The sequence below is a fragment of the Corynebacterium sp. L4757 genome, from assembly GCF_043673995.1.
GTDB lineage: Bacteria > Actinomycetota > Actinomycetes > Mycobacteriales > Mycobacteriaceae > Corynebacterium.
This window is the reverse complement of record NZ_JBIMEN010000010.1, coordinates 20,971-44,713: the sequence shown is the minus strand read 5'-3', so window position 1 is coordinate 44,713 and position 23,743 is coordinate 20,971. Positions and strand designations below refer to the sequence as shown.

Annotated in this window: 23 protein-coding genes, 2 pseudogenes and 1 riboswitch; of the genes and pseudogenes, 13 read left to right on the top strand and 12 right to left on the bottom strand. The window is 57.2% G+C overall.

The genetic code is table 11. The features are described from left to right. Positions 1–28: 28 nt before the first annotated feature. Positions 29–120, bottom strand: a riboswitch (TPP riboswitch). Positions 121–156: 36 nt separating this feature from the next. Both ACG98I_RS11470 and ACG98I_RS11465 read right to left on the bottom strand, forming a co-directional pair. Further along, positions 157–1,287, bottom strand: a complete 1,131-nt coding sequence (locus tag ACG98I_RS11470; RefSeq protein ID WP_394720777.1) for a calcium:proton antiporter — start codon at positions 1,285–1,287, stop codon at positions 157–159. Positions 1,288–1,411: 124 nt separating this feature from the next. Beyond that, positions 1,412–1,591 carry a hypothetical protein gene (locus ACG98I_RS11465; RefSeq protein WP_105324662.1) on the bottom strand — a complete coding sequence of 60 codons (180 nt, stop codon included), beginning with the start codon at positions 1,589–1,591 and terminating at the stop codon, positions 1,412–1,414. A gap of 213 nt (positions 1,592–1,804) precedes the next feature. On the opposite strand from ACG98I_RS11465, the gene ACG98I_RS11460 reads away from it, so the two are divergent. After that, a complete protein-coding gene (locus ACG98I_RS11460; RefSeq protein ID WP_394720776.1) occupies positions 1,805–2,314 on the top strand; it encodes a hypothetical protein in 510 nt (169 codons plus the stop codon). 1 nt (position 2,315) lies between these two features. Here ACG98I_RS11460 and ACG98I_RS11455 read toward each other — a convergent pair whose 3' ends face one another. Further along, positions 2,316–2,879, bottom strand: a complete 564-nt coding sequence (locus ACG98I_RS11455; protein WP_394720775.1) for a LysR substrate-binding domain-containing protein — start codon at positions 2,877–2,879, stop codon at positions 2,316–2,318. 13 nt (positions 2,880–2,892) lie between these two features. On the opposite strand from ACG98I_RS11455, the pseudogene ACG98I_RS11450 reads away from it, so the two are divergent. The 3 genes and pseudogenes from ACG98I_RS11450 to ACG98I_RS11440 all read left to right on the top strand — a co-directional run. Next, positions 2,893–3,027, top strand: a pseudogene (locus ACG98I_RS11450) (putative sulfate exporter family transporter); the annotation flags it as partial. Between the two features lie 112 nt (positions 3,028–3,139). After that, complete coding sequence (locus tag ACG98I_RS11445; RefSeq protein WP_394720774.1) at positions 3,140–4,279, top strand: HNH endonuclease signature motif containing protein; 1,140 nt, start codon at positions 3,140–3,142, stop codon at positions 4,277–4,279. A gap of 75 nt (positions 4,280–4,354) precedes the next feature. Continuing rightward, positions 4,355–5,365: a pirin family protein gene (locus ACG98I_RS11440; protein WP_394720773.1), complete on the top strand. Its 1,011-nt coding sequence runs from the start codon at positions 4,355–4,357 to the stop codon at positions 5,363–5,365. Here the strand turns inward: ACG98I_RS11440 and ACG98I_RS11435 are convergent. The 3 genes and pseudogenes from ACG98I_RS11435 to ACG98I_RS11425 form a co-directional block, all read right to left on the bottom strand. Further along, entirely contained in the window at positions 5,362–6,267 is a 906-nt protein-coding gene (locus ACG98I_RS11435; RefSeq protein ID WP_394720772.1) for a CPBP family intramembrane glutamic endopeptidase, read from the bottom strand. The two genes, ACG98I_RS11440 and ACG98I_RS11435, sit on opposite strands and share 4 nt — an antisense overlap. Next, positions 6,267–6,926, bottom strand: coding sequence for a DUF3887 domain-containing protein (locus ACG98I_RS11430; RefSeq protein WP_075722122.1), 660 nt, complete (start codon positions 6,924–6,926; stop codon positions 6,267–6,269). The genes ACG98I_RS11435 and ACG98I_RS11430 overlap by 1 nt, the downstream gene beginning before the upstream one ends. Positions 6,927–6,981: 55 nt before the next feature. Next, a pseudogene (locus tag ACG98I_RS11425) lies at positions 6,982–8,501 on the bottom strand (DASS family sodium-coupled anion symporter). A 355-nt stretch (positions 8,502–8,856) separates the two neighbouring features. Between ACG98I_RS11425 and ACG98I_RS11420 the strand changes: the two are divergent. The 6 genes from ACG98I_RS11420 (at position 8,857) to ACG98I_RS11395 (ending at position 13,206) form a co-directional block, all read left to right on the top strand. Next, positions 8,857–9,669 carry an ABC transporter ATP-binding protein gene (locus tag ACG98I_RS11420; RefSeq protein ID WP_394720771.1) on the top strand — a complete coding sequence of 271 codons (813 nt, stop codon included), beginning with the start codon at positions 8,857–8,859 and terminating at the stop codon, positions 9,667–9,669. Continuing rightward, positions 9,666–10,325 carry an ABC transporter permease gene (locus tag ACG98I_RS11415; protein WP_394720770.1) on the top strand — a complete coding sequence of 220 codons (660 nt, stop codon included), beginning with the start codon at positions 9,666–9,668 and terminating at the stop codon, positions 10,323–10,325. The genes ACG98I_RS11420 and ACG98I_RS11415 overlap by 4 nt, the downstream gene beginning before the upstream one ends. Further along, positions 10,322–10,996 (top strand): ABC transporter permease, encoded by a 675-nt coding sequence (locus tag ACG98I_RS11410; RefSeq protein WP_394720769.1) that lies wholly within the window; start codon positions 10,322–10,324, stop codon positions 10,994–10,996. Before ACG98I_RS11415 ends, ACG98I_RS11410 begins: the two co-directional genes overlap by 4 nt. An 11-nt stretch (positions 10,997–11,007) precedes the next feature. Then, positions 11,008–11,934, top strand: a complete 927-nt coding sequence (locus ACG98I_RS11405) for a glycine betaine ABC transporter substrate-binding protein (RefSeq protein ID WP_394720768.1) — start codon at positions 11,008–11,010, stop codon at positions 11,932–11,934. Positions 11,935–11,936: 2 nt separating this feature from the next. Further along, a complete protein-coding gene (locus ACG98I_RS11400) occupies positions 11,937–12,671 on the top strand; it encodes an alpha/beta fold hydrolase (protein ID WP_394720767.1) in 735 nt (244 codons plus the stop codon). Between the two features lie 253 nt (positions 12,672–12,924). After that, positions 12,925–13,206, top strand: coding sequence for a hypothetical protein (locus ACG98I_RS11395; protein ID WP_394720766.1), 282 nt, complete (start codon positions 12,925–12,927; stop codon positions 13,204–13,206). 6 nt (positions 13,207–13,212) lie between these two features. Here ACG98I_RS11395 and ACG98I_RS11390 read toward each other — a convergent pair whose 3' ends face one another. The 5 genes from ACG98I_RS11390 to ACG98I_RS11370 all read right to left on the bottom strand — a co-directional run bounded on the left by ACG98I_RS11390 (position 13,213) and on the right by ACG98I_RS11370 (position 18,754). Further along, a complete protein-coding gene (locus tag ACG98I_RS11390; protein WP_394720765.1) occupies positions 13,213–13,740 on the bottom strand; it encodes a GNAT family N-acetyltransferase in 528 nt (175 codons plus the stop codon). 16 nt (positions 13,741–13,756) lie between these two features. After that, positions 13,757–15,580, bottom strand: coding sequence for an ABC transporter ATP-binding protein (locus ACG98I_RS11385; RefSeq protein ID WP_394720764.1), 1,824 nt, complete (start codon positions 15,578–15,580; stop codon positions 13,757–13,759). Then, complete coding sequence (locus ACG98I_RS11380) at positions 15,577–17,181, bottom strand: ABC transporter transmembrane domain-containing protein (protein ID WP_394720763.1); 1,605 nt, start codon at positions 17,179–17,181, stop codon at positions 15,577–15,579. The genes ACG98I_RS11385 and ACG98I_RS11380 overlap by 4 nt, the downstream gene beginning before the upstream one ends. 99 nt (positions 17,182–17,280) lie before the next feature. Further along, positions 17,281–17,484 (bottom strand): hypothetical protein, encoded by a 204-nt coding sequence (locus ACG98I_RS11375; protein ID WP_394720761.1) that lies wholly within the window; start codon positions 17,482–17,484, stop codon positions 17,281–17,283. A gap of 361 nt (positions 17,485–17,845) precedes the next feature. Continuing rightward, positions 17,846–18,754, bottom strand: a complete 909-nt coding sequence (locus tag ACG98I_RS11370; protein ID WP_394720759.1) for a hypothetical protein — start codon at positions 18,752–18,754, stop codon at positions 17,846–17,848. A 290-nt stretch (positions 18,755–19,044) separates the two neighbouring features. Between ACG98I_RS11370 and ACG98I_RS11365 the strand changes: the two genes are divergently transcribed. Continuing rightward, complete coding sequence (locus ACG98I_RS11365) at positions 19,045–20,016, top strand: methylenetetrahydrofolate reductase (RefSeq protein ID WP_394720757.1); 972 nt, start codon at positions 19,045–19,047, stop codon at positions 20,014–20,016. Continuing rightward, on the top strand, positions 20,009–22,306 hold the full coding sequence (metE, locus tag ACG98I_RS11360; RefSeq protein ID WP_394720755.1) for a 5-methyltetrahydropteroyltriglutamate--homocysteine S-methyltransferase: 2,298 nt from the start codon (positions 20,009–20,011) through the stop codon (positions 22,304–22,306). The genes ACG98I_RS11365 and metE overlap by 8 nt, the downstream gene beginning before the upstream one ends. Before the next feature lie 22 nt (positions 22,307–22,328). Here metE and ACG98I_RS11355 read toward each other — a convergent pair whose 3' ends face one another. Continuing rightward, positions 22,329–23,018: an HAD family hydrolase gene (locus ACG98I_RS11355; protein WP_394720754.1), complete on the bottom strand. Its 690-nt coding sequence runs from the start codon at positions 23,016–23,018 to the stop codon at positions 22,329–22,331. Between the two features lie 92 nt (positions 23,019–23,110). Here ACG98I_RS11355 and ACG98I_RS11350 point away from each other — a divergent pair, with 92 nt between their 5' ends. Further along, positions 23,111–23,647, top strand: coding sequence for a peptidylprolyl isomerase (locus ACG98I_RS11350; protein WP_394720753.1), 537 nt, complete (start codon positions 23,111–23,113; stop codon positions 23,645–23,647). Positions 23,648–23,743: the final 96 nt, after the last annotated feature.

Below are 23,743 nucleotides of genomic sequence, written 5' to 3'. Positions count from 1 at the left end.
AGATACAGGTATCCCTGCATATATTGCCTGCGTCGTTTACCGACATTCCTCCGCGAGTCCGAACTCGATCAGGTTCTCGGGTGTAATCTCAGCCCTTTTTGGGCACCCCGTGTCTGGCGCCCACGCTAGCACAGAAAGTCCTGGCAAGGAACGACTTTAAGAAAATACGCTGAGTGCGTAGAGGATGAAGACGAATAGGTGTGCTCCGCCGTGAATCGCGGTGATTTTCTGGGAGTTAAACGTCGCGATGCTCAAAGCCAGGCTGATTCCTAGGAGCAGCAGGTTGGTGGGGTTTTCGGCGAGAGTAACGGTCTGCCCAGTAAGCAGACCGATGATGAGCACGACCGGCAGAGTGAGGCCAACACAGGAGACGAGCGCGCCGTGGGCGAGGTTAACCACGCGTTGTCCTTCGCCACCCCAGGCAGCGCGGACGGTGGTGATTGCTTCGGGCAAAAAGACAATCATTGCGATGATGATGCCTGATAGGGCGATGGGAGCGCCGAGGCGGTTGAGGCCGTCATCGAGAAGCGATGCCATATCGTGAGAGAGCAACACGATCGGAATTACCGTGATGAGCAAAACCAGCGCGCGGGTGAGAATTTCGTCTTTGTGCTCGCGGAAAATTGCGGCGATTCCGGGGTTGTTGGAAGCAACGATGTCCTTGTCTGTTTCGGTGAAGTCGGCATGCTGGGCGCCGGTTTGGCGGTAGAGAAAGAATCCGTAGAGGATGACTGTCAAGGTCACGATGGTGATGGCCTGCGCGGTGTTGTATGCGCCATCGGTGCCGATGACAGCTGGAATGGCGAAGGCGGTGGCGATGAGTACGACGAGCGTCGATAAGTATGCGGAAATACCGGCGCGGTTGACCTGCAGGTTGCTATGACGCATGCCGCCGACGATGAGTGCCAGGCCGATGACCAGGTTGAGGACAATCATGACCGTGGCCATGACGGAATCACGCGCGATGGTGTGGTGATCGCCTGGGCCGAGCATGACCGCGGAGATGAGAATGACTTCAATGCCGACAATTGAAAGCGTCAGCACCAGGGTGCCGTAGGGATCACCAAGCCGGTGCGCGAGGTGTTCAGCCTGGGTGACAACCCCGCCGGAACACACGATGATGACGCCTACGATGAGCGCAAGAAGGGTGAAGACGAGAGGCGTCGATAAGCTGCCGGCGAGAAAACCTGATGCCAGTGATAGTAGTGCGACCGCAACCCAGCCCAATACAATTCGGGTGATGACGGATCCGGTGAGAACGCCGCGCAGTGCAGTAGAGGCTGACATGGACGAAGACTCCTTTAAGTGCAGGGTCGTCCCGGCTCTAGCTTTTAACTGTGCAGGTCGTCCTGCCAGAGTGTTCTAACCAGCAGGCTAGCACGCCTGGCCGCTACGGCAAGCTCAGATTTATTTAATTTGGACGATTGGTTTTATACACCAGATAAGACAGCAGAGCCCCGAACAGTACGAATCCGATGGTGGCTACCGTCATGGAATGCTGCCATTCGAGATAGGCAGCGAATAATAGGCCGCCGATAAATACGGTTATGGCTTTCGTAATGGCACGCTGCTTAGTTCTTTTATCACGCACGACTAGTGCTCCTTAGATCGCAGGATTGTCCCGGCCAAGCTTTAACTGTGTAAGTCCCCCCTACCAGTACGGCTCATAATGAACCCTACACGCCAGGCGGCTCAGGCGAGACAGCCCGATTTCTATAGTGGGGCTGTTTAGGGCAGTGGACGACGTATTAGTGTGGGGCACACTGAATGCTTGATTCCTATGCGTGCTCGTTGAGGGGAAATGATGACTGACACCGCCACGGTTAAGGAGCAACGCCGGCCCACGGCTTCGTTAAAGCGGTTAGCCACTGTAGAAGCCATGTTCGGCTATATTATGGTGCCGTTTTATGTGGTGTTGCAGTACGTTTTCCCAAAGCCGCGGGAGAAAAACGACCGTCAGCAAGGGGCAATTAAAGGTTTCATTGCCACGTGGGTGAAGTCGATTGGTATCGCGGTTAGTGTAGGAGCACTACTTGGCGCGGTGGAGTGGGGATTGGCCAAACTATTAAATCGCAGGCTTCTCGATGGCATCCCCGCCGTCCTGACCGGAATCAGCATTCCGGCACTGGTCGGGGGCTGGTTGATTGATAAGCGCCATCGCCTGCGCGGCGCGATGATTGCCGCGGTGGTAACGCTGCCGCGCATCGTGGTTTCTGAAAGTTGGGTCCGCGATAAATCCAGTGATGAGGAATTCGACCAGGAGATGAACATCGCGCGGGATCGCCTGTACGCAGTGCTTAACGATGCCTCCTGATTCAAGCGCCAGTGGACTTCGCGATGGTAATCAGTTCATACGCCAACCTGGGCGGACGGCGGTGTCCTGACCAGATTGCTGTGAGCGGGCGCGTGATCTTGTCGCCTTCTAAAGGCACTTGCAGGAGATTGCCATTGGCGAGCTGATCGCGCACGGCCAGTTCGCTCATTACTGCGGGGCCGGCACCGGAAGCAACTGCGACGCGCACGGCCGCAATGCTGTTGAGCACCTGGGCTGGAGTAGCAACATCCAATCCAGACAGATGCTCTTGCAGGGCTTCGAAGGTTCCGGAGCCGGGTTCTCTTACAACGAGTGCTGTTTCAGCCAGCTCTTGCAGGCTGATTCGCCCGGTTCGCGAAGCCCATGGGTGGTGCGGGGAAATCACCACAAAAAGCTCGTCCTCCTGGACGATTTGAGCATTCAGCTGCACTGGTACATGTGGCGTTTCGATGAAACCTACATGGAAATGCCCATGTCGAACCTGTGAGATAACTTCTGCTGAATTCACCACAGAAATAGCAACCTGGACATCGGGGTATCGTTCACGCAGCGCGGCAATCCACACCGGCAAGAGTGTCTCCGCAATGTTTGCTCTCGGGTGCGGGGTCAAAATTCAAAGCTTGCTAGACGTTGGAGTGCGCCCTTTCATCCTCGCTTTTGCGTCAACAGGGATCGTCGCAACCATCGCACTTGTAGGCATTGAGCTCGTCTAATCGGCGGCCCTGTGGATAACTTCGCCATTTGGGTGACGTGTCATGTGAATTACTCGCAGGTTTTTGAACTTGCCCTAGTCAGGGGTTGCACTGTCGTTTTAGTGTCGAAGTTATGAACGGATATGAATTATTTGAAGCTTTCGACAGAGGTGGCGTGGGTATTCTTCGCGACTTTTACGAGCTATCCCCCTACGACGTAGCTACTGAGGGACACAGACTTTCTACAGTGCAGAAATATGCTCGGCTGGCCAGAGTTTACTTCGGGTCCTGCGACTCGCCGCGTGTGCAGCAAGAGGCTGTCGCACTTGCCGAAGAGCGCAGGTTGGGCATTGAGTTCTTAGAGATGGTTAATAAACACGCGAAGAAGTTGAAAGCGCGTGGTGCCGCGTGGAAGTTGCGTGCAGAACTCATCGCGTATGAGGGAAGCTACGAAGAAGTCGATGAGCATGGCAAAAAGCGCGTGACCGAAGAAGGCGGTGACAAGCCGAAACAATCCGGCGTACGCGTAGGCCGCGCAATAGACGGGATGCGCACCATTAGCATTACCGATACCCAACGACGCATTACTGATTTGGAAAAGACCCTCGACGCGGCCATCAAAGGCGATGACCAACCGCGCTCCGAAGCTCTACTGCAACCTTTCTGGGACCTCATCGAAGGAACCGGCACGGGTCTTATCAAGCCTGAATACCGCACCGTGATTGCTCTTGGGCTGGATAACTCTGCCAAAATCTTCAGTGGCGAAGGCGACGATGTCAACGTCGGCGCCTCTGACGGCACCACCATGACCGGTGCCGAAATTGTTAATGCCGCGATGGAAGGTGCTTTAGACGAAAAGCTTTACGTCGGTTTGTTCCATCCGACCGAAGGCCCGGTAAATCTTTATGAAGCCCGCTTCGCTTCCGACAAGCTGCGCATCTTGGCCATGGCGGAGAATCTCGTCTGCCCCTGGCCGGACTGCAACGTCCCGGCTGACAGGTGCCAAGTCCACCACATCGAGGCGCACAAGAACGGCGGCCATACAAAGCCCTCGAATCTGACGATGTTGTGCAAGTACCACAACGGCGTCAATGATGACGGCCCGGCTACGCCGGGCGGGAAGAAAAGAGGACCAGGCAAATCAAAACGCGGCAAGCCGAAGCGGGGAAGAATGCACCGACACCGCGGCAAAGTCCGCCTGCGCACCCCAGGCGGCAAACTACTAGGCAATACTCACGACCTCAGCAGCATGGGAGCGATGAACCTGATCTAATAGGGCATAACCACGCTGAAACTGTGGACCGAAAGGTGGAAGAGAAAATAAACCCATTCGACTAAGGTTGTTGACATGAACGCAACCGCAGTTGAGATCATTTCTTCCCGCGCTGTGCCGCTTGGTGGTCCGCGTGCGATGACGGTTCATCGTACGCTGCCGCACCGTCAGCGATCGCTCATTGGCGCGTGGTGCTTTGTCGATCATTTTGGTCCTGACGATGTGTCAAAGACCGGTGGCATGGATGTTGCGCCGCACCCGCACACTGGTCTGCAGACCGCGACGTGGCTCTTTACCGGCGAGATCAGCCACATCGATGCCGGCGGCGGACGCGGCTTCGTGCATCCCGGTGAGTTCTACCTGATGACTGCCGGTAACGGCATTTCGCATACAGAAACCACCACGCAGAAGACCACCATTTTGCATGGCGTGCAGTTGTGGATTGCGCTGCCGGATGCCACGCGCAGTACTGCCGAGCGCGACTTGGCCTATTTCAAACCGCCAGCTACCGAGCTCGATGGCGGTCAGCTCAAGGTATTTATGGGTGAGCTCATGGGTGCAGCCAGCCCGGTGCATTCGCACACACCGATGGTCGGCGCGGAAATCACCATCGATCCACGCTCAGAAATCGTGCTTGACCTAAACCCCGAGTTTGAGCACGGCGTGATCGCTGACTCCGGAACCATCGTGGTCGCAGATACCGAGCTGGAAAAGACGCAGATTGGATACACCGGCATCGGTGAAACGCGTCTGCGCATCCGCAACGATTCCGATGACATGGGTCGCGCACTATTCATCGGCGGCGAACCACTGCGGGAAGAAATCCTCATGTGGTGGAATTTCATCGGCCGCGACCATGATGAAATCGTGCGTTTTCGCGACACTTGGCAAGCTAGCCAAGGCGAAGACGTCGACGGCCAATTCGGTTTCGTCGATGGCTACATCGGCCACGGCGGCGTCGGCGAAGATGGCCTTGGCCGCAACGCCGATGGCATGACGTGGCTTCCCGCACCGAATCTCCCCAATGCCCGAATGCGCCCGCGCACTCTTACCGAACCCGTCGCGCGGCCAAACACGAAAATCTAAACCTTGGATTTCACGCCGTGCGAGCTAGAAAACAGCACGACGGCGACTACCGCGAAAATCGCGATGCCGGGAACGCCCATGGGTGCAGCAAGGACGCGGTCCCAGGTATCACCGGTTGCAACAAGCATCGCGGGGAAACCTGCGAGTGCGTTGAAGAATGCGTGCCCAATAGCTGCGGGCAGTACGCTCTTGGAGCGCAAACTCAGCCAGCTCAATACCGCGCCGAAAGCAATGCAGAAAGCCGTGAACAGCAGCACCGCCACGGCGCCGGGAATCTGATCGCTGAAGTTATAGCCCGCTGCGATTAACGGTGCGTGCCATAGTCCCCAGATAACGCCGATGAGCAGCACCTGACTCAGGCGCCCCAGCGGCTCCAGCGCGTTTTGCAGCCAACCGCGCCAGCCGGCTTCCTCACCGAAAGCCATGAGAGCGTTGATAGTAATGCCCGCGATAAACGCCTGGATAACCGTCATGACGATCAACACCGTCGGCGAAATATCTGCACCCGCTTCAATCAAAGGCGCACGGGTCTGCGTCATCTCCCAATCAGGATTCAACCACCCAGCGGCAGTCGTCAGCGCGATCGATGCTGCAATCACGCCCACAACCAGCACAAACCCAATGAATACCGAAGAAACAATCTTCTTCCACTGACCATTCGCAAAAGACTCCCGTCCCAAACCAACAGCACCGGTCCACTTTTCAAAGGTAATAAACCGGCAAACAATGACCGTTGCAATCAGTGGCGTGAACATGCGCAGCGAAATCGGCACAATCGCTAACGGATGCGCCAAACCCAGAGTGCTCAAGAGAATGGCATCGAGCGCATAAGCAAGCCCGAAAGATATCAGCACGAAGAAGCCGACGGCTCTCCAATTGACTGCTCGCGTTACGGTATTCATTAATCTGGCCTTTCTGTTAGTGCCTGGTCAGCGGGCACGAACCACAGTCCAGCCATGCTGCCATCGGTGTTGTAGCTAATGCGCGCAACCAAGTCGGCGGCTTCGAAGGCGAGGGGTTGTTCGACAACAGTGATGCCATCGGCAAGCCCGATAGCTTCGGCAGGAAGACGCGTTTCTAATGCGCCACTTATCGATGCCACCTGTGCCCACGTCGTCGCCAAACCCTCTGCATCCAAATGCGCGCCGATGACCGGGCCCAATTGACCTGCTGCTTCTTCCCAGCGGGACGCGGTCAGGTCGTCTAAAAATTGTTCCGCCTTGGTTATGGCTTCGCGCTTGGCTTCTTCAGTGGGTTTATTCATCGCTTTTCCTGTCCGAGGGTCAATCGCGGTACCAAACCGCTGGAAGGCAGCCTGCCGCGAAATGCCCAGGGCATCCCCGATGGTCTGCCACGTGATCCCGCGGTTGCGGGCATCGGTGACCAGGTGCGCCAATGCTTCATCGGCAAGCGCCTGAAGTGAGCGCGCCGTGGACAGCGCATGGGTGACATCGCTGCGCGAACTCTCCTTCGCTGCGTCTGAGGTGGAGAGTTCATCGGCAAGCAATGCGACTATGCGCGTGATGTGATCTGCCAGCTCGTGGCCTCGTTGATTGCCCACGTGTCAAGTCTGCCTTTACAACAAATGCTTTGTCAAGGAAAACTTGACAAGCCCATCACCACAGACCGATGAGGTCCATCCAGCCCATACCGACCAGAATCCAGATGCTCAGCGACACAACGCCGGCGACAAGGCCCACGCCCCACCACTGCGCGACGGAGTTGTACTTCATGCCGAACAGCGTTGGGGATGCGCCACCTGCGTAGTGGGTGAGCGACTGGAAAATGTTGGAGCAGTAGGCCAGGACCAGCGCGGCTAGCAGCGGTGGTGCGCCCAGTGCCAGCGCGGCGGCCAGGAATGCGATGTACATCGCGGAAATGTGCGCGGTGGCCGAGGCGAAGAAATAGTGCGCGAAGAAGTAGATGATGACCAGCAGGATTAGTGCGGTCAGCCAGTGGAGCGCGCCGAGGGAGCCGGCGATGACTTCGGAGACCCAGTCGATGAATCCGTAGGCCGATAGCGCGGTGGCCATCATGTACAGCACCGCAAACCACGTCATGGTGTCCCAGGCGGCTTTCTCACGGATGATGTCTTCCCACGTCAGAACCTGGAAGACCATCAGGATAATCACGCCCACGAATGCGGTGGTGGTTGCGGAGATGCCCAGCACCAGATCGCCGACCGTCCACAGCAGCAGCAAGACCACGAAGGTGGCGCCCAGGACTTTTTCGCCGTAGCTCATGCCGCCGAGCTTCTTGAGCTCATCACTTGCCATGGTTTGTACTTCGGGGGTTTTCTTGAGCTCTGGCGGATAAATCAGGTAGATAACCAGCGGCACCACAACCAGCGCAAGCAGGCCGGGGACGATGGCGCCCATTGCCCAGGTGGTCCAGGAGATGTCCACGCCGAGTTCACCGGCGAGGGAAGCAATCAGCGGGTTGCCTGCCATCGCGGTGAGGAACATGGCACAAGTAATGGAGTTGGAATTTGATACCACCAGTGACAAGAAGGCACCGGCGCGGCGCGAGGTTGGCCCCGGTTCAGAGTCGTAGGTCAGCGCTACCGACTTCATGATCGGGGCCATGATTCCGCCGCCACGCGCCGTCGCCGATGGGATCGCGGGGGACAGGACCAGGTCAGCTAGGCCCAAACCATAACCGACACCCAGCATGTGCCCGCCGACTTTGGAGACGAAAAACAGCGCTACGCGGCGGCCAAACCCGGTCTTAATAAACCCACGTGAGAGCAAAAGGCCATGACAATGAGCCAAATCGTTGAGTTGCCGAAACCAACCAGCGCGTAAGGTGCGCCTGGGTTATCGGCACTTGGCGCAAGCGGGACTATCCCCGTCAACACGGTGGCGATCATGCCAATGATGGTCACCGCACCCATCGGCATCGGCGCCATAATGATGCACACGATTGTGGCCACGAAAATGCCAAACATGCGCCACGCTTGGTCGGTGAGCGCTTCAGGGTGCGGACTGAACCAAAAGATCAGCGCAATAATAATGGGAACGCCGAAGCCGAGCGCCATTTTGCGCCAGTGTTGAGCGGGCGGGGCATCGACACGCTGCTGCGGCGGCGAAGTGTGCGACTGCGTCTGGCTAGGTGTGCTTATGGGATTGGCAGGCATAACATGGCTCCCGTCGTGAAAATATTCCTGCTTGTGCAAGATCTCGATGCGGATATCTCTCTCCCCCGCGGTCGTGGGAAGAAAAACTTCCGCTAAGTCCCACCTTAGTAACTTGCTATGACGGGAGGAAAGCCATTGACCTGCTAAAAAGGTGAGATTCGCTACACGGTGGTCCAGCTTTAGTCACTATCGGAATTAAACCGTTCCCGATGTTTTTCGGAGTGCTCCAGTAGATGGCCAGTGTGCTAACAACAGTGGTAGCGGAGCTCCTGTCGGCAACTGCTGCGGCGATGTGCACGCGAAGGATTCTGATTTTCCAGTTCTTTCTGTGCTTGTTGGCCATATACTGGTGCCCATGATCGAGTTTGAACACGTCACAAAGTCCTATCCGGACCAAACCGTGGCGGTAGCAGATTTCTCGCTTGCCATAGACTCGCATCGCACCATCGCGCTCGTGGGGTCTTCAGGCTCAGGTAAGACAACGCTGCTGCGCATGGTAAACCGCATGGTGGAACCTACCGCAGGCCGCGTGCTTATCGATGGCACCGATGTCGGAAGCGTTGATCCCGTCAAGCTGCGTCGCTCCATTGGATATGTCTTGCAGCAAGGTGGCCTGATGCCGCACCACACGGTGGTGGATAATGTTGCTGCCGTGTTGCGCTTAAACGGTATGGCGAAATCTCCAGCGCGCGAGCGCGCGCTAGAAATGATGGACCGCGTTGGGCTTGACCGCGCGATGGCCAAGCGCTACCCAGGGCAGCTTTCCGGTGGCCAGCAACAGCGCGTCGGCGTGGCGCGGGCGCTGGCGCCGGAGCCGAATATTTTGCTCATGGATGAACCATTCGGCGCAGTCGATCCGATTGTGCGCCGCGAACTCCAAGATGAGCTGCTGCGACTGCAGGCCGAACTCGGAAAGACCATTGTTTTTGTCACTCACGACATTGATGAAGCATTCCGCTTGGGCGATGAAGTGGTGATTTTAAAGCCCGGCGGGGTCATCGCTCAGCAGGGCACTCCAACGGAAATTATGGCGCATCCGGCAGATGATTTCGTGCGCGGTTTCATCGGCAGTGACCGCGGGGAGCGGCAGCTGCGGATTGAAAAGCTGAATGGACGCAGCGTTGCCGTGGACGCCAACGGCCGCCCCGTCGGAGTGATAAGCCGATGATGTGGCTGCAGCTGAATTGGCCGCAGGCACTGGAACTGTTGTGGGCGCACCTCACTCTAGCTATTCCGGCGATTGTGCTGAGCGCCTTAATCGCCATCCCCGTCGGCCGTTTTGCCTTTCGCAGCCCGCGTATCGGTGGACCGCTTTTGAGCACGGCGACGTTGCTCTATGCCATCCCGGCGCTGCCGATGTTGATTATCGTGCCAGTGATTTTCGGTGTGGGGCTGCGCTCGCCGGCGACGATGATCATCGCGCTGACCGCCTACGGCGTGGCCCTTTACGTGCGCACCAGCGCTGATGCTTTCGGCTCCGTGGACCGCACGGTGCGTGATTCCGCGATCGCTATGGGGTATGCCCCGCAGAAGCTATTTTGGCAGGTAGACCTGCCCCTTGCCACACCGGTGCTCATCGCGGGATTGCGTGTGGTGTCAGTATCGACCATTGGTCTGGTCACCATCGGCGCGCTCATCGGCGTGCAAAACCTCGGAACGCTGATGACGGATGGTTTCCAACGCGGCATCGCCGGCGAAGTTGCCGTCGGAGTCATTGCCACAGTGTTTTTGGCGTTGGTGATTGACGCGGTGCTGTTGATCATCGGCAAGCTGCTTACTCCCTGGACGCGCCGGGTGAAATCCACCAAGGCGGTGAGCGTATGAACCTTGTAGCTCAAGCCTGGCACTGGCTGACAGATCCCGCCCACTGGACGGGCATTGCTGGAATCCCGAACCGCCTGGCAGAGCATGTCACCGTGACCTTCGCGGCGCTGGTGGTAGCGGCAATTATTGCCATCCCCGCAGGCCTTATCATCGGCCATACCCGCCGCGGTGCAGCGGTAGTCGGCGCGATTACCGGTGGTGTGCGCGCTATCCCGACCTTGGGCCTATTGACGCTTTTGGGCTTGTGGCTGGGCATTGGCATCGAAGCGCCATTTATCGCGCTGGTGGTCTTAGCCATTCCCTCGCTGTTGGTAGGTGCGTATTCCGGCGTGGAAGCCATCGACACCCACACCCCGCAGGCTGCCCAAGCCATCGGCATGCGACCTGCCCAAGTGCTGCTCACCGTGGAATTACCACTGGCACTGCCCGTGATCGTCGGCGGACTCCGCGCCGCGACCTTGCAATTGGTAGCCACCACAACCCTTGCCGCCTACACCGCCGATACTGGGCTTGGCCGCTATATCTTCTCCGGGCTGAAAACCCGCGACTACGCGGAGATGCTCGGCGGCGCCGTGCTAGTCATTGCTGTTGCTATTATCCTCGAACTTATCCTCGCCACCTGCCAACGACTCGCGCACCGCGTCGCTATTCCTGCTTCCCACAACCTCTAAGGACTAACGCCATGTTCTCTAAAAACCGTTTGACCGCACTTGCTGCACTCGCCGTTACCAGCGCCTTTGCTTTGACCGCGTGCGGTACCGACAGCAGCCCGTTAGAAGATGACGGAGCAACCAACGATGCCAGCGGTGATGACACCATTGTTATCGGCTCACAGGATTATTACTCCAATGAGATCATCGCCGAAACTTACGCGCAGGCGCTAGAAAATGCTGGTTATGATGTGGATCGTCAGTTCCGCATCGGACAGCGCGAGGCTTACCTGCCGGAAATTGAAGCCGGGGAGATTGACCTTTTCCCTGAGTATTCCGGGCCGGTTCTGCAGTACTGGGAGCCAGACACCGAAGCACGCCTGCCGGATGATGTCTTTGCTGCGCTGGAAGAAGCAGCGCCTGAAGGCTTGAATGTTTTGGAGCAATCACCGGCCACGGATCAGGATTCTTATGTCATCACGCAAGAATTTGCCGATGAGTGGGGGATCGAAAACGTTGAAGATCTAGATAAAGTCACTGAACCCATGACCTTGGGTGCAAACTCTGAGGCGGAATCACGTCCCAATGGCCCGAAGGGACTGGAAGAAACCTATGGCATTGAGGTAGGTTTCGCGCCGATTGAAGACAGCGGCGGACCGCTCACGGTCAAAGCCTTAAAAGATGGCGATGTTCAACTGGCCATTATTTACACCGCCGACCCGTCCATTGAATCCAACAATCTGGTGTCGTTAGAGGACACCAAGGGTTTGTTCTTATCGTCTAATGTCGTGCCCCTTGCCAGCGACAAAGTCGACGACAAGGCTGCCGAAGTCATCAATGAGGTCTCTGCCGCGATGAGTCCCGAAGACCTGGTTTCTTTGAATAATCGCAGCGTCACCGAGCAGTTGCCCGCCGCGGACATCGCCAAGGACTGGCTGGAGGAAAAGGGCCTGGTGTAGTCATGCCGGAAAAGGCCGCACACGTCATCCTTGTCCCGGGTGCCTGGATGGGCGGCTGGATCTGGGAGCCGACGGTGCAGTGGCTGCGTGCCCGCGACATTGATGCGGAAATGATGACCCTTCGCGGCCGTGAACCCGGGCGATCTGGTGCCGATATTGCGCGCGTGAGTCTCGAGGACCACGTGCAGCAGCTTGTCGATGTCATCTATCAGACCCGCGACGACAAAGTGATTTTGGTGTCGCATTCTTATTCTGGTTTCGTGGTGGCAGCGGCAGCCGACCGGCTGGGTTCCCAGGTCTCCGGCATCATTCACATCGGCGCTTTCTTGCCTGTCGCTGCCCACGCGCTCCTCGATAACTGGGGCTCTTCCGATGATGAACGCGCGCAAGAAAAGGCAGAGATCGAGGCCGCCGGTAACCTGTGGCTTGCGCCCACGCGTGAGATGCTCGACTACGTTGACGCCCTCACCGATGCCGACCGCGACTACTTGGCTTCTAAGTTCACGGCGCACCCTGGCCGAACGGTTCTTGATGCAGCGGACCTATCTTCGCCAGTGGAGGAGCAGCCTGCGACTTATGTTGCGTTGTCGTTAAAGGATGCTCCCGCCGTTGCCAAATCAGCTACCACTTGGCAGCGCCGAAGCTTAGCCAGCGGGCACTGGCCGATGGTCTCCGCCTTTGACGCAACCGCCGCGCTGATTGAAGAAGAAATCCGCCATTATGGGAGTTCCGCTTAGAAACGTTTCGCCAAAACAGAAGCATCTGACCAGCAATTAAGACCTAATATGTTTATTTAGGCCGAGAATTTCGACATGTTTTCTGGATATGTCGATGGAGTGTACATATAGACTTGTCTGCAATTCACAGGAAATTGAGCTTAGTCAGCGGTCACTGGCCGTTAGTTTCCGCCTTCGATGAGACCGCTGCCGTCCTTACACTTAGAAACCTGTTAGCCCTTGTGAGCCGGGTTTTTTAAAGTAGCCTGAGGCCATGGATACTACGTGGTCATTAACACCGAAGAAGACGCTTCCGGTGCTCGTGATGCTGGTCGTTGTTTATGCAGCATCTGTCATATTCAGTATTGAGTCGCTCATAGTGGGAGTGACGGTATTTTTAGCTGGCTGGTTAGCAATTGTCAGCACCACTTTTCTCCATCAGTCGTCGATGCAGAAAACACAAAGGATTCATCCAGCTGTCTTAGTACTGAACTTTGCACTGGCCGCAGTACTATTTTTCTTTATTTTGAAGTGGATTGCGGACCTCGCTTTCTAACTTCGCCTAGAAACGCTTCACCAAAACGTAGTGGCCTTCGCGCTCACCGACTTGTTCAAACCCTAAGTGGAAATACAGGCGGTGAGCGCGTTTATTTGCCGCAGCTACGGATAGTGAAATGCCGGGAGCGCCCATCTGGCGGGCGAGTTCCGTCGCGGCCTCCAACAACGCGGTTCCGATTCCCTCACCCTTGTAGCGGTTTTCCACCGCCAAGGCGAGCTCGGGGATACCTTCTTCGACGTGGCCGAAACCGTGGAGTTCATCGGTGCCCCAGTTCAACCACACACCACCAGCGGGGATGTGCCCGCGCCAAGCGATGAATCCGCCTTTCTCTTCCGACCAGTTTTGCAGATAATAAATCCAGTCGCGGTCAAAATCTGCGGTGACCGCGCCGAACTCATCGCCGAAGGTATCGGTCAGGAAATTCAAACGCGACAGGTACGTGCGATCTGATTCAGTGGCGACGACCAGGACCAAGTCATCTTCTGAACTGCTGTCTGGACTGCTTACGGGAGTGAAATTCATGCGCACCATTTTAACGCGCGCATACCTACTTGCCGTGCTCCCATTGGGCATACGCGCGAGCGTAGTGCCCGCCGAGGGCAATGAGTGATTCGTGGTCGCCGTCTTCGATGATTTCGCCGGCTTCCATAACTAGGATGCGGTCGGCGACGCGGGCCTGATCGAGCCGGTGTGCCACGACCAAGGTGGTGCGGCCGCGGGCGACAGCGCGCGCGGCGGACTCGAGGGCCTCGGCGTGCTCGCTACCGGCTTCGGAGGTTGCCTCGTCCATGATCAGCACTGGGGGCTGGCGTAAGAGCATGCGCGCCAAGGAAATCTGCTGGGCTACCTCCGCGCCGACCTCGGGGTTGCCGGCACCGATTTCGGTATTCAGCCCCTTCGGCAGCCAGCGATCCCAGGCCGGAGTGCCGTGGCGCAAACCGACGGTGGAAAGTGCCGTGAGCAGTTCATTATCGCTGGCATCGGGTTTCGCCAGCAGCAAATCATTGAGCAAGGTGCCTGAAAATAGGTGCACGTCTTGGGTAATCAATGCGACGTGCTGGCTGATCCACACATTGGGAACCGTGGCGGTATCTGTGCCATCGACAACGATCTTGCCGGCGGTGGGATATTGCAAGCCCGCGACCAAAGCAGCCAAAGTCGACTTACCAGCACCCGATGTACCAACTAGCGCGGTGGTGGTGCCGGCTTTGAGGGTGACGGAGACATCGGAAAGCACGTGCGCGCCGCCGGGGTAGGCATAGTCCAAGTTTCTGATCTCCACCGTGGGCTGGGGTTTTACGGTGGGAAGCTCGGTATCGGCGACGATGTCATCGTCAGCAATCTTGCCCAGCGCAACAGCGCGGCCCAAAGCAGTTAACGCGTGCTGGATATCGCCAGCGGAAAAGAGCAGGGTAAATACGTGCATCTCCAAGCGCATGACCAATAACACCGCGGTAGCGGCCTCACCCACGCTCAACCAATCGGCGGACACCATCGGCATGGACATCACTAAAGAACCCAAGAGCAAAAAGCCAAAAGCGATACTGCCTTGACCCATGATGCGGTTAAACAGCGGCAACCTATCACCCCAGGCCTGCACCGTTTCCCAGGAAACATAATCCATGCGGCGATGTGCCCAGCGCATCAGGCGGAATTGCCGCAGGGTCTCAAGCGCGCGGATGCTATCGAGCAACACATTATTGCGCTTAGCTTCTACCGCGGAGACCACGTTGGTTACCGCAGGAACATCGCGGATGACCTGCTTAATCCACGGCCACATGATGATCGCCGTAACAATCATCAACACTAAATACGCCGGGTGCATGAGCACCAAGGTCACTGCGGTAACGGGAATGAACACCAGCGTGACAATCAGGCGGTCACCGGTGTGGCTAATCGTGGACACGGTCGTGTCGATGTCTTTGGACAGCCGCGTAATCACATTGCCGGTGCCCAGCTCCAAAATACGCGGGACGGGCGCGCGCATCACGGCATCGAGAGCCGTTTTGCGCAGGTCGATGCTCAACCGACGCGTTGCCGTATTGATTAAAAAGAGGTTGAGCGCGCGCCCGATGGTTTCGATGATTAAGGCGATGGCGAAGATGATCATCGCTAAGCTCACGGCGTCTTTCCCGGAACCTAAAATAGTGTTGCTGCCACCGGAGATGAGATCGACAAGTGAGCCGATTACCGTCGCGCCGATATTCATCGCAGCGGCCGCGGTGATAATCGAAGCCAGAGTGAAAATGACTTGGTAGCGCTTCGGTGCCGAAGGCAAAGCCTTAATGAAATTCCAGATTTCTTTGCCACCGGCAGGAGCCAGCGCATCAGCTTGGCGCACCACGGGTTTAGATTGTGCAGGTTTTGTCATCGTGTCACCACCTCATCAGCGACCGCTGCCCAGGACGGCGAGGAAGAAATCACGATGGTCATGCGCCCTGCGCGCAAACTAGCCACGCGCCGGGCAACGGTTGCCAGCGTGATGGAATCTAATCCCGTGGTCGGTTCATCCAGCACCAGTACCTGTGGGTCATAGGCGAGTGCGCGCGCTAAAGCCACGCGTTGGCGCTGCCCGCCCGATAAGTTAAGCCCGGCCTCACCAATGCCAGTGGTGGGTAACTCGCCATCCTCGCCAAAGCCACCAAGCCGGGTGACAATATCGTGGCAGGCTGCGGCATCGAGTGCCTCATGGACTTGTTCTAGTGAGAAGCTTCCTTCGGGGTTGATATTATCCGCCAAGGTTCCTTCCAACACCGATACTTGGTGCGGTGGGCACAGCGCGCCCATGGAGCCGAGCAGTTTAATATCTTCAGCGATGCGGTGCCGGCCAGGGACCGTTATCGGCTGCCATACCGTTAGCCCCTTATCCAGGTTGAATGCCGTAGCAATAGAATCCGTGTTGTTTCCTGTGGAATTGGCGGGAGTGGGTTGCGGCTGGAGGTCATCGACAAGCGATGCGATACGCTGCGTCGATGCCAAAGCCCGCGCATAGAACTGAGTGAGAAAGCCCAGCGCATAGCCTGTCGATGTCAACGCCGGCGGCACCAACATCACGATAGTCATCAGCGCACCGGTGGAAATTTCCCCGGCATAAGTCTGCGTGATGGCATATAACACCAGCGCAATCGCCCACATGGTGGGAACCAGCTGGCGCACAAGCGTCGTCCACGACAGCGTGCGGACCTCTTTGAGCATCGAATCCAGCGCTGCCTGCGACACCTTGGCGAAACGCTGCGACACTATATCGCCGGCACCTAAGCCTTTGACCACGCGGTTGCCCTGGGCGGCATCGGTGGCCAAGCTAAGCGCGATATTGTCATTCGCACGGCGCGAAGCTGTGACTTTGGTCAGCGACTTGGCCGTGAAATAGGAAACCAGCATGGTCAACGCGACGCCGACAGGCAAGGCCGTGGCGACAAACGGCGAGGACGGCGCGATGACGATGACGGCACCAACGACATAGCCCAACATCATGACGGGGAAGTTGAGGATTTCCTTCAGCTGCCCAATGTTATTGGAGTCCTCATCCATCGTGTTGAGCAGTCTGCCCGGATTGAGTCCCTGGGTGCGGCTGCGCAAAAGGCGCTGCAGTAATCCCAGGCGCAAATCATGCGTGGTGCGTGCGGCGCCCATTTCAGTAAACGCGTCGGCAGTTGATTCAGCTACCCACTGAAACCACAGCAGGAGGATGGTCAACAACACCGGTACCAGTAGGGAAGTCCAGGTGAGTTCGGTGAAAACGGACTCGGTGGCGTAGCCAATCACGGCTGAGACAGCCGCTCCGACCGGCGCAGAAAACAGCATGCACACAAGCGTCATCCACACGCTGGTGCGGTGCATGCCCAACAGGGCAAGCGTCGCTTTTCCCGGGGAATCCCAAGTGGTGGAGTCAATGGAGTATGTGCTCGGTGGTGAATCATCGGGCAGATACCACGCCCACGTACGCATCCGTGGATACTTCGGCACAGTCATGGTCAATCAGTCTATGCGGATTGATTTACCCAGGATAGTGTTTTTCGCAATCCTCGCGGGAAGTTTTAGAAAACTTGAATATTAAAGGCTGCTTTCGCCTTAACGCAGTGTGTAGCGCTCCACATCGGCGCCGTTAAACACCTGCTCATTGCCATCGACGTCAACAGAGCGGAAATCGCTGGAATTTTCAATGGCCTCGCGCAGCAAATCAACGCGGGCGGAGCTGTCTCCAATTACCGCACCAACTGGGAAGTAGAACGTTTCGCCGTTTTTCAGGTTGATGGTAATAGTTTCATAGCTCATAAAGACCGAGTCCTCCAGTAGGGCAGGGAATAATCGTGAAATAAGAAAAACCGCCCGACATCAAGGCAGAACAATTAAACAATTCATAAAAGGATATCGATGCAGTTTTACTTCTTATTAGAACTTCTACAGGTATTGGGCATTATTGAACCAGCGCCAGTCACTTACTTCAATGCAGTGCGATCTACGTTACGTTCAGCCCACCCCCAAAAGGCGAAATCTTAGCCAATCCCAACCAATTTAGTCTCAGTACAAGTGGGAAACGGGTAGGGGAATACGGCGAAACCCCAAGATTCAAACCTCGATGGAGAAATCGGGGTAGAAACCTTGGGGTATGGGTAACGCTGAAAGCGGAGCCGGCTTACTTGTCGTCGCCTTCGAGGCGGTGTTTGCCTTCATCCTCGGAATCATCGGTGACACGCGAGGTGTCGGTGGAGTCTGCGTCGGACTGTTCCGTGATGTCGTCTGCTGCGGCATCACGCTCCGACTGGGCCTGCTCGGCGTGGGCCTGCTCGCGGTGGGCGGCGAGCTGCTCATCGAGGGAGTTGAGCAATTCTTCGTCGCGTTCCTCGGGGCCATCTTCAGCCAGGTCGCCTGCACCCTTGTTGCCGCCGGCAGTTGCTGTGGCCTTGTCATCTTCGGAAGTTGAGGTGTAGACCAAGGTGGAGCCGGAGGTATCTGGCTGGGAATTATCGGCAAAGTCCTCCACGCGCGGCGGAACTTCCCCCGGGGTGTCGTTGCGGCGCAGCAGGTAGTAGACGCCGCCTGCAACCGCAGCAATCAACGCGATGATGCCAGCCACGGAGAAGAGTGAACGAGACTTCGACTTCTTCTTGCCCAACTGCTTGCGCTTGGCCTGGGTCGCCTTAGTAGCCTGCTTTGCTTGCTTGCGGGCGTTCTTGCGGGTCTTGGTGATGGACTTCTTCGCATTCTTACGGCCAGCGCGGGTCGCCTTTTCGGCGCGGTCGCTCAACTCAGAGGTGGCGGAAACCAGGCGTTCGCCGGCTTCCTCGCTGCGGTTATTAAATTCCGCCAGCGCGCGCTCAATGCGATCGTGTGCGGCCTTGGTGACAGCGCCGGCCTGCTTGCGAGCCTCAGGGAAGCGTGCGTCCAAATCCGCACCGAGATCATTGGTGTTGGACTTCGCCGTGTTCGCTGCCTCTTCTAATGCGGAATAAGCCTCAGCCGCTTTGTCCTTGCGGTACTTGTTGAACTGGCCCCACAAAGAGGATGCAACCTTCAACGCTTGCCGCGCTGCAATGGGATTCATGTGCTTTTCGCTCCTTCTCATGCATATCCAACTACTTAATTACCAACAGTAGTTGTCTTTTGCCGCGCTGTGGGAGAGCTGTGGGAGATATTTCCACAATCTAGCCGGCCACCAAACCACAAAGTAGACAGCTTGGTTCATAGGCGGGCTTTTAAATTCATCCAGGTGAGTGCCCTTTGGCAAGGCAGCGAACTTTCAAAGGTAACACCATTAAAAACTCCTGTCGGAAAAAGTGAACAGCTTGGTACGTTTTCATTACTCGCACATCAACTACCAGCACAGGAGGAATCATGGTGCCACGTATGTCAGCATCCGCGCCGCTCGATTATCTTGAGCTGGACGCGGGCGTGAAGGGGGTATCGGCAAGCAATGCTTACACCCGCACCGCGCTGTCTTTTGAAGTTATCCCACCGCGGGATGATGCCGACGACGCGAAAGTGGACAACCTGCTTGACGTATTAGAGAGCTACAACCCCGACTACATTGCGGTGACAAGCTCCAAGCGTTCGGGCTGGCTGGAGGGCACCGCGAAATTCATCGAGCGGATTTCTACCACCACCTCCATGCGGCCGCTGGCGCACTTGGCGTGCACGGCGGGGAACAAGCAGCAACTAGTGGAGTGGGTCAACGTCTTAGTAGATGCCGGCGTCCGCGGATTCTTGGCACTGCGCGGGGATTTGGAGCCGGGCCAAGCCACGTTGCCGGCGGGATACCTGCAGCACGCCGATGAATTGGTGCGCCTGATCCGCCAATTAGAAGGAGAGCAAGCCGCACGCTTTGCCGCTGGGCGCCTAGCGGTAGGGGTTGCGTGCTATCCCAATGGCCACGTCGAATCCGCCAACGCTGATGAAGACTTCGACGTCATCTTGGCTAAGCAGCGCTTGGGCGCGGACCTAGCCATAACGCAATTGTTCTTTGACGCCGAGGACTACCTCAAATTCGCCCAGCGCGCGCGGCTGGCGGGAACGAAAATCCCACTCATCCCCGGCATCATGCCGGTGACTTCGCTCAAACGCGCCCAGCGTATGGGTGAGCTATCAGGGCTGAAGGTGCCGCAAGGGCTCATCGAAAAGCTTTCGCGTGCGCGTAGCCCGGATGAGGAATATGCCATCGGCATGGCGCACACCGTTGAACTTGCCCAAGCGGTGCTCGCCGGCGGCGCAGGCTGTTTGCACATCTACACCCATAACAACGCATCAATTACCCAAGAACTCCTGAGCAGCATCGGGATTCAACCTCAAGAAGGAAAGAACAATGACTGAGAAAACACCATTTCCCAAGGCCACTATTGAGGGCTACCCACGCGTGGGCGCCCAGCGCGAGCTCAAGAAGGCCCTGGAAGCATACTGGTCCGGCAAGATTGACCAGGAGACTTTTGAATCCGCCGCGCATTCTCTGCGCGTGGATACCTACGCGCGCCTGGAGGATTTGGGTCTGGATGAGGATTACGCCATCCCAGCAGACGTTGCGCTTTATGACCAGGTGTTGGAGACCTCGTTGACCGTTGGTGCCGTGGGCGGCGACGCAGCTGAGGTTAGCCTGGATGAAGAATTCGCTCTGGCTCGCGGTAACGCTGACCGTGCGCCGCTGGAGATGACCAAGTGGTTTGATACCAACTACCACTACATCGTTCCGGAAATCGTGGATGGCCAGAACTTCGTGGCTCGTCCTAACCGCGTTCTGCGCCTAGTTGAGGAAGCTCGCGAACAGGGCCATGCCGTACGCCCATACCTGGTTGGTCCAGTCACCGTCCTGGCGCTGTCCAAGCAGGCAGAAAGCTCCACCAGCCAGCCACTTGAGCACCTCGATGCGCTCGTTGAGTCCTACATCCAGGTCCTTGCCGCGCTTGCCGATGCCGGCGTCGAGTGGATTCAGCTCGCCGAACCAGCAGCCGTGGCTGACCTCGCCGTTGCTAACGACGAGCAGATTGCCGCACACTTGAAGGCTGCATACACCAAGATTCTGGCGGCGGAAAACCGCCCACAGGTATATGTCACCACCCCTTATGGCTCCGCGCGCGCCGGGCTCGACGCACTGGCAGAAGTGGCGCCGGAGGCACTGCAGGTGGACCTGTCCGTCGGCACGCAAGTTCTGGATGCGGGCTACGTGGAACGCGTAAAGGATACTGTCAACCGTGAGAAGACCCAGCTGGTGACCGGCCTGGTCGATGGCCGCAACGTGTGGGCAGGAAACCTGCGCGCGCTGCGTGAGGTCTTTGAGCAGTTTGAGGGCGCATCCGTGTCTACTTCGGTATCGCTGCAGCACGTGCCGCACACCGTGGAAGCGGAAACGAAGCTGCCGGTGGATGTTGCTGCGTGGTTCTCCTTCGCTAATGAAAAGATCGGTGAGGTCGTGGCTTTGGCTGCGGGCCCACTGGATGCGGCGGAAGCTTATGCTCGCGCTGACCGTGCGGTACGTACCCGCGCTGAGTCCACCCGTACCCACAACCAGCAGGTAGCGGACCGCACCGCGGCACTGCCTGAGGGCCTGGTGCAGCGTGAACCAGCTTTTGCTGAGCGTCAGGAAGCACAGAAGGCTCTGGGTCTGCCGGTCCTGCCAACTACCACCATTGGTTCTTTCCCACAGACCGCTGATATTCGTAAGGCACGCTCGGACCACCGCTCCGGCGCGTTGACCGATGAGCAGTACGATGAGGCGCTGCGCAAGGAAGTTGCCAGCGTGATTGGGCTGCAGGAACGCCTGGGCTTGGACGTGCTGGTGCACGGCGAGCCAGAGCGCAATGACATGGTGCAGTACTTCGCGGAGCTTCTCGATGGCTTCGTGGTCACCGAAAATGGCTGGGTCCAGTCTTATGGCTCCCGTTGTACCCGTCCACCAATCGTGGTTGGTGACGTTTCCCGTCCAAAGGCAATGACCGTGGAGTGGGCTAAGTACGCACAGTCCCTGTCCGATAAGCACGTCAAGGGCATGCTGACTGGTCCAGTCACCATCCTGGCGTGGTCTTTCGTTCGCGATGACGTTCACCAGTCGGTGTCTGCTGACCAGATCGGTGTCGCACTGGCGGATGAGGTCAAGGACCTGGAAGAAGCCGGCATTGAAATCATCCAGATTGATGAGCCTGCACTGCGTGAGCTGCTGCCACTGCGTGAAGAAGACCGTCCTTCCTACCTGGATTGGGCAGTGCGCTCTTTCCGCCTGGTGTCTTTGGATGCTGCGCCAACCACTCAGATTCACACCCACCTGTGCTACTCCGAGTTCGGCCAGATCATCGACGCCGTTGCTGGCCTCGATGCTGATGTCACCTCCATTGAGGCTGCGCGTTCCCGTATGGAGCTGCTGCAGGACATCGACGAGAAGTTCCACTCCGAAATCGGTCCTGGCATCTACGACATCCACTCGCCACGTATTCCATCCGTGGCTGAAATGGCCGAGCTTATTCGTGCTGCTTTGAAGCACGTTCCGCTCGAGCGCCTGTGGGTCAACCCAGACTGTGGCCTGAAGACCCGCGGTTACGAAGAAACCGAGCAGTCCCTGCGCAACATGGTCCTCGCCCGCGAGGAAGTTGCTGCGACGGTCTCCGTTTCCGTTTAGTGCTTAAACGTAGGAACGAGCATTAAGCCCTAAACACCAACTGGCTGAGTGAGGAAATTACCTCTCGGTCAGCTGGTTGTGGTTTTGGCTGGTGTGAAAGGCCCTGGTAGAAGTACACACCGGTTAGGCCTGCTTGGCGGGCGCCTTCGACATCGTTAAGCCAATTGTCCCCAATTAATGCGGTGCGCTGCGGGCTGGTGCCAATCTTTTCGCAGCCCAGCGAATACGCGCGCGGGCGTGGCTTGGGGGCGTCGTGTTCGACCAGCGGGATCAGTTCCACGCCGTCAATGACCAAGTCGCCGGCACGGACCTTGCCTTCCTGCATCTCACGCGCGCCATTAGTGAGGATGCCGACCTTCTTGCCGGTATCGAGGGCGCGGTGGATGGTGTCGATGGCATCATCGAAAGCCGCCCAATGGGCCTGATAGCCGCGAATGAACCCGGCGTAGAGCTCAGTGGCTTCCTCATCACTTAAATTCATCTGGCCGGTGAATTCTTTCGCACGCTCGCGACGCTGCTGTGGATGCGAGATGTCGCCGCGCTCATAACGGCTGACCCACTTGTGCTCGATCTCTGCCCAGCGGTCATACTGCCCCGTGCGCAGACCTAAGTCTGCGCACCAGCTATCTAGGCCCTTGATAGAGGCACCCGTGTGATCCATGAGGGTGTCATCGAGATCGAATAAGATTCCATCATAACCAGCTAGATTCATAATTCTTCAGTGTACAAAAATGCTGGACTGCGTGATCGCTGTGCGCGAGCATCACACCGTGCGGCGGCACACAACTGAGAAGTTTGTTTACAATGGCTGACATGACTCAGAAGACTGCAACTGCAACGCTGCACACCAACCTCGGTGACATTGTCATCGACCTGTTCGGTAACCACGCACCAGTAACTGTTGAAAACTTTATCGGCCTCGCAACCGGTGAGAAGGAATACTCTGCTCAGAACGCTAAGGGCGAGCAGACCGGCCCGTTCTACGACGGCGCTATCTTCCACCGCATTATTGACAACTTCATGATCCAGGGCGGCGACCCAACCGGCACCGGCCGTGGTGGCCCTGGCTACCAGTTCCAGGATGAGTTCCACCCAGAACTCACCTTCGACCGTCCATTCCTGCTGGCAATGGCAAACGCTGGTCCTGGCACCAATGGTTCCCAGTTCTTCATCACCGTGGCACCAACCCCACACCTGAACAACCACCACACCATCTTCGGTGAGGTCACTGACGCTGCTTCCCAGGAAGTTGTTTCTAAGCTGGGCAAGGTTCAGACTGACCGTATGGACCGTCCAGTTGAAGACGTTGTCATTGAGTCTGTGGAGATCGCACAGGCTTAAGGCCATGATGAGCTAGTTTCTCATCGTTATTTCTACCCGCGCAGACTGCCTGTGCGGGTTTTATAGTTTTCGGTTGAATTGCTCTTACGGGATAAT

What these genes read in the sequence shown, in the direction of transcription:
- ACG98I_RS11375 (WP_394720761.1), bottom strand. Translation starts at nt 17,484, where the DNA reads ATGAGCTATGAAACTATTACCATCAACCTGAAAAACGGCGAAACGTTC.
- ACG98I_RS11410 (WP_394720769.1), top strand. Translation starts at nt 10,322, where the DNA reads ATGAACCTTGTAGCTCAAGCCTGGCACTGGCTGACAGATCCCGCCCAC.
- ACG98I_RS11460 (WP_394720776.1), top strand. Translation starts at nt 1,805, where the DNA reads ATGACTGACACCGCCACGGTTAAGGAGCAACGCCGGCCCACGGCTTCG.
- ACG98I_RS11415 (WP_394720770.1), top strand. Translation starts at nt 9,666, where the DNA reads ATGATGTGGCTGCAGCTGAATTGGCCGCAGGCACTGGAACTGTTGTGG.
- ACG98I_RS11420 (WP_394720771.1), top strand. Translation starts at nt 8,857, where the DNA reads ATGATCGAGTTTGAACACGTCACAAAGTCCTATCCGGACCAAACCGTG.
- ACG98I_RS11395 (WP_394720766.1), top strand. Translation starts at nt 12,925, where the DNA reads ATGGATACTACGTGGTCATTAACACCGAAGAAGACGCTTCCGGTGCTC.
- ACG98I_RS11400 (WP_394720767.1), top strand. Translation starts at nt 11,937, where the DNA reads ATGCCGGAAAAGGCCGCACACGTCATCCTTGTCCCGGGTGCCTGGATG.
- ACG98I_RS11405 (WP_394720768.1), top strand. Translation starts at nt 11,008, where the DNA reads ATGTTCTCTAAAAACCGTTTGACCGCACTTGCTGCACTCGCCGTTACC.
- ACG98I_RS11470 (WP_394720777.1), bottom strand. Translation starts at nt 1,287, where the DNA reads ATGTCAGCCTCTACTGCACTGCGCGGCGTTCTCACCGGATCCGTCATC.
- ACG98I_RS11390 (WP_394720765.1), bottom strand. Translation starts at nt 13,740, where the DNA reads ATGGTGCGCATGAATTTCACTCCCGTAAGCAGTCCAGACAGCAGTTCA.
- ACG98I_RS11370 (WP_394720759.1), bottom strand. Translation starts at nt 18,754, where the DNA reads ATGAATCCCATTGCAGCGCGGCAAGCGTTGAAGGTTGCATCCTCTTTG.
- ACG98I_RS11365 (WP_394720757.1), top strand. Translation starts at nt 19,045, where the DNA reads ATGGTGCCACGTATGTCAGCATCCGCGCCGCTCGATTATCTTGAGCTG.
- ACG98I_RS11385 (WP_394720764.1), bottom strand. Translation starts at nt 15,580, where the DNA reads ATGACAAAACCTGCACAATCTAAACCCGTGGTGCGCCAAGCTGATGCG.
- ACG98I_RS11350 (WP_394720753.1), top strand. Translation starts at nt 23,111, where the DNA reads ATGGCTGACATGACTCAGAAGACTGCAACTGCAACGCTGCACACCAAC.
- ACG98I_RS11440 (WP_394720773.1), top strand. Translation starts at nt 4,355, where the DNA reads ATGAACGCAACCGCAGTTGAGATCATTTCTTCCCGCGCTGTGCCGCTT.
- ACG98I_RS11435 (WP_394720772.1), bottom strand. Translation starts at nt 6,267, where the DNA reads ATGAATACCGTAACGCGAGCAGTCAATTGGAGAGCCGTCGGCTTCTTC.
- ACG98I_RS11380 (WP_394720763.1), bottom strand. Translation starts at nt 17,181, where the DNA reads ATGACTGTGCCGAAGTATCCACGGATGCGTACGTGGGCGTGGTATCTG.
- ACG98I_RS11445 (WP_394720774.1), top strand. Translation starts at nt 3,140, where the DNA reads ATGAACGGATATGAATTATTTGAAGCTTTCGACAGAGGTGGCGTGGGT.
- metE (WP_394720755.1), top strand. Translation starts at nt 20,009, where the DNA reads ATGACTGAGAAAACACCATTTCCCAAGGCCACTATTGAGGGCTACCCA.
- ACG98I_RS11355 (WP_394720754.1), bottom strand. Translation starts at nt 23,018, where the DNA reads ATGAATCTAGCTGGTTATGATGGAATCTTATTCGATCTCGATGACACC.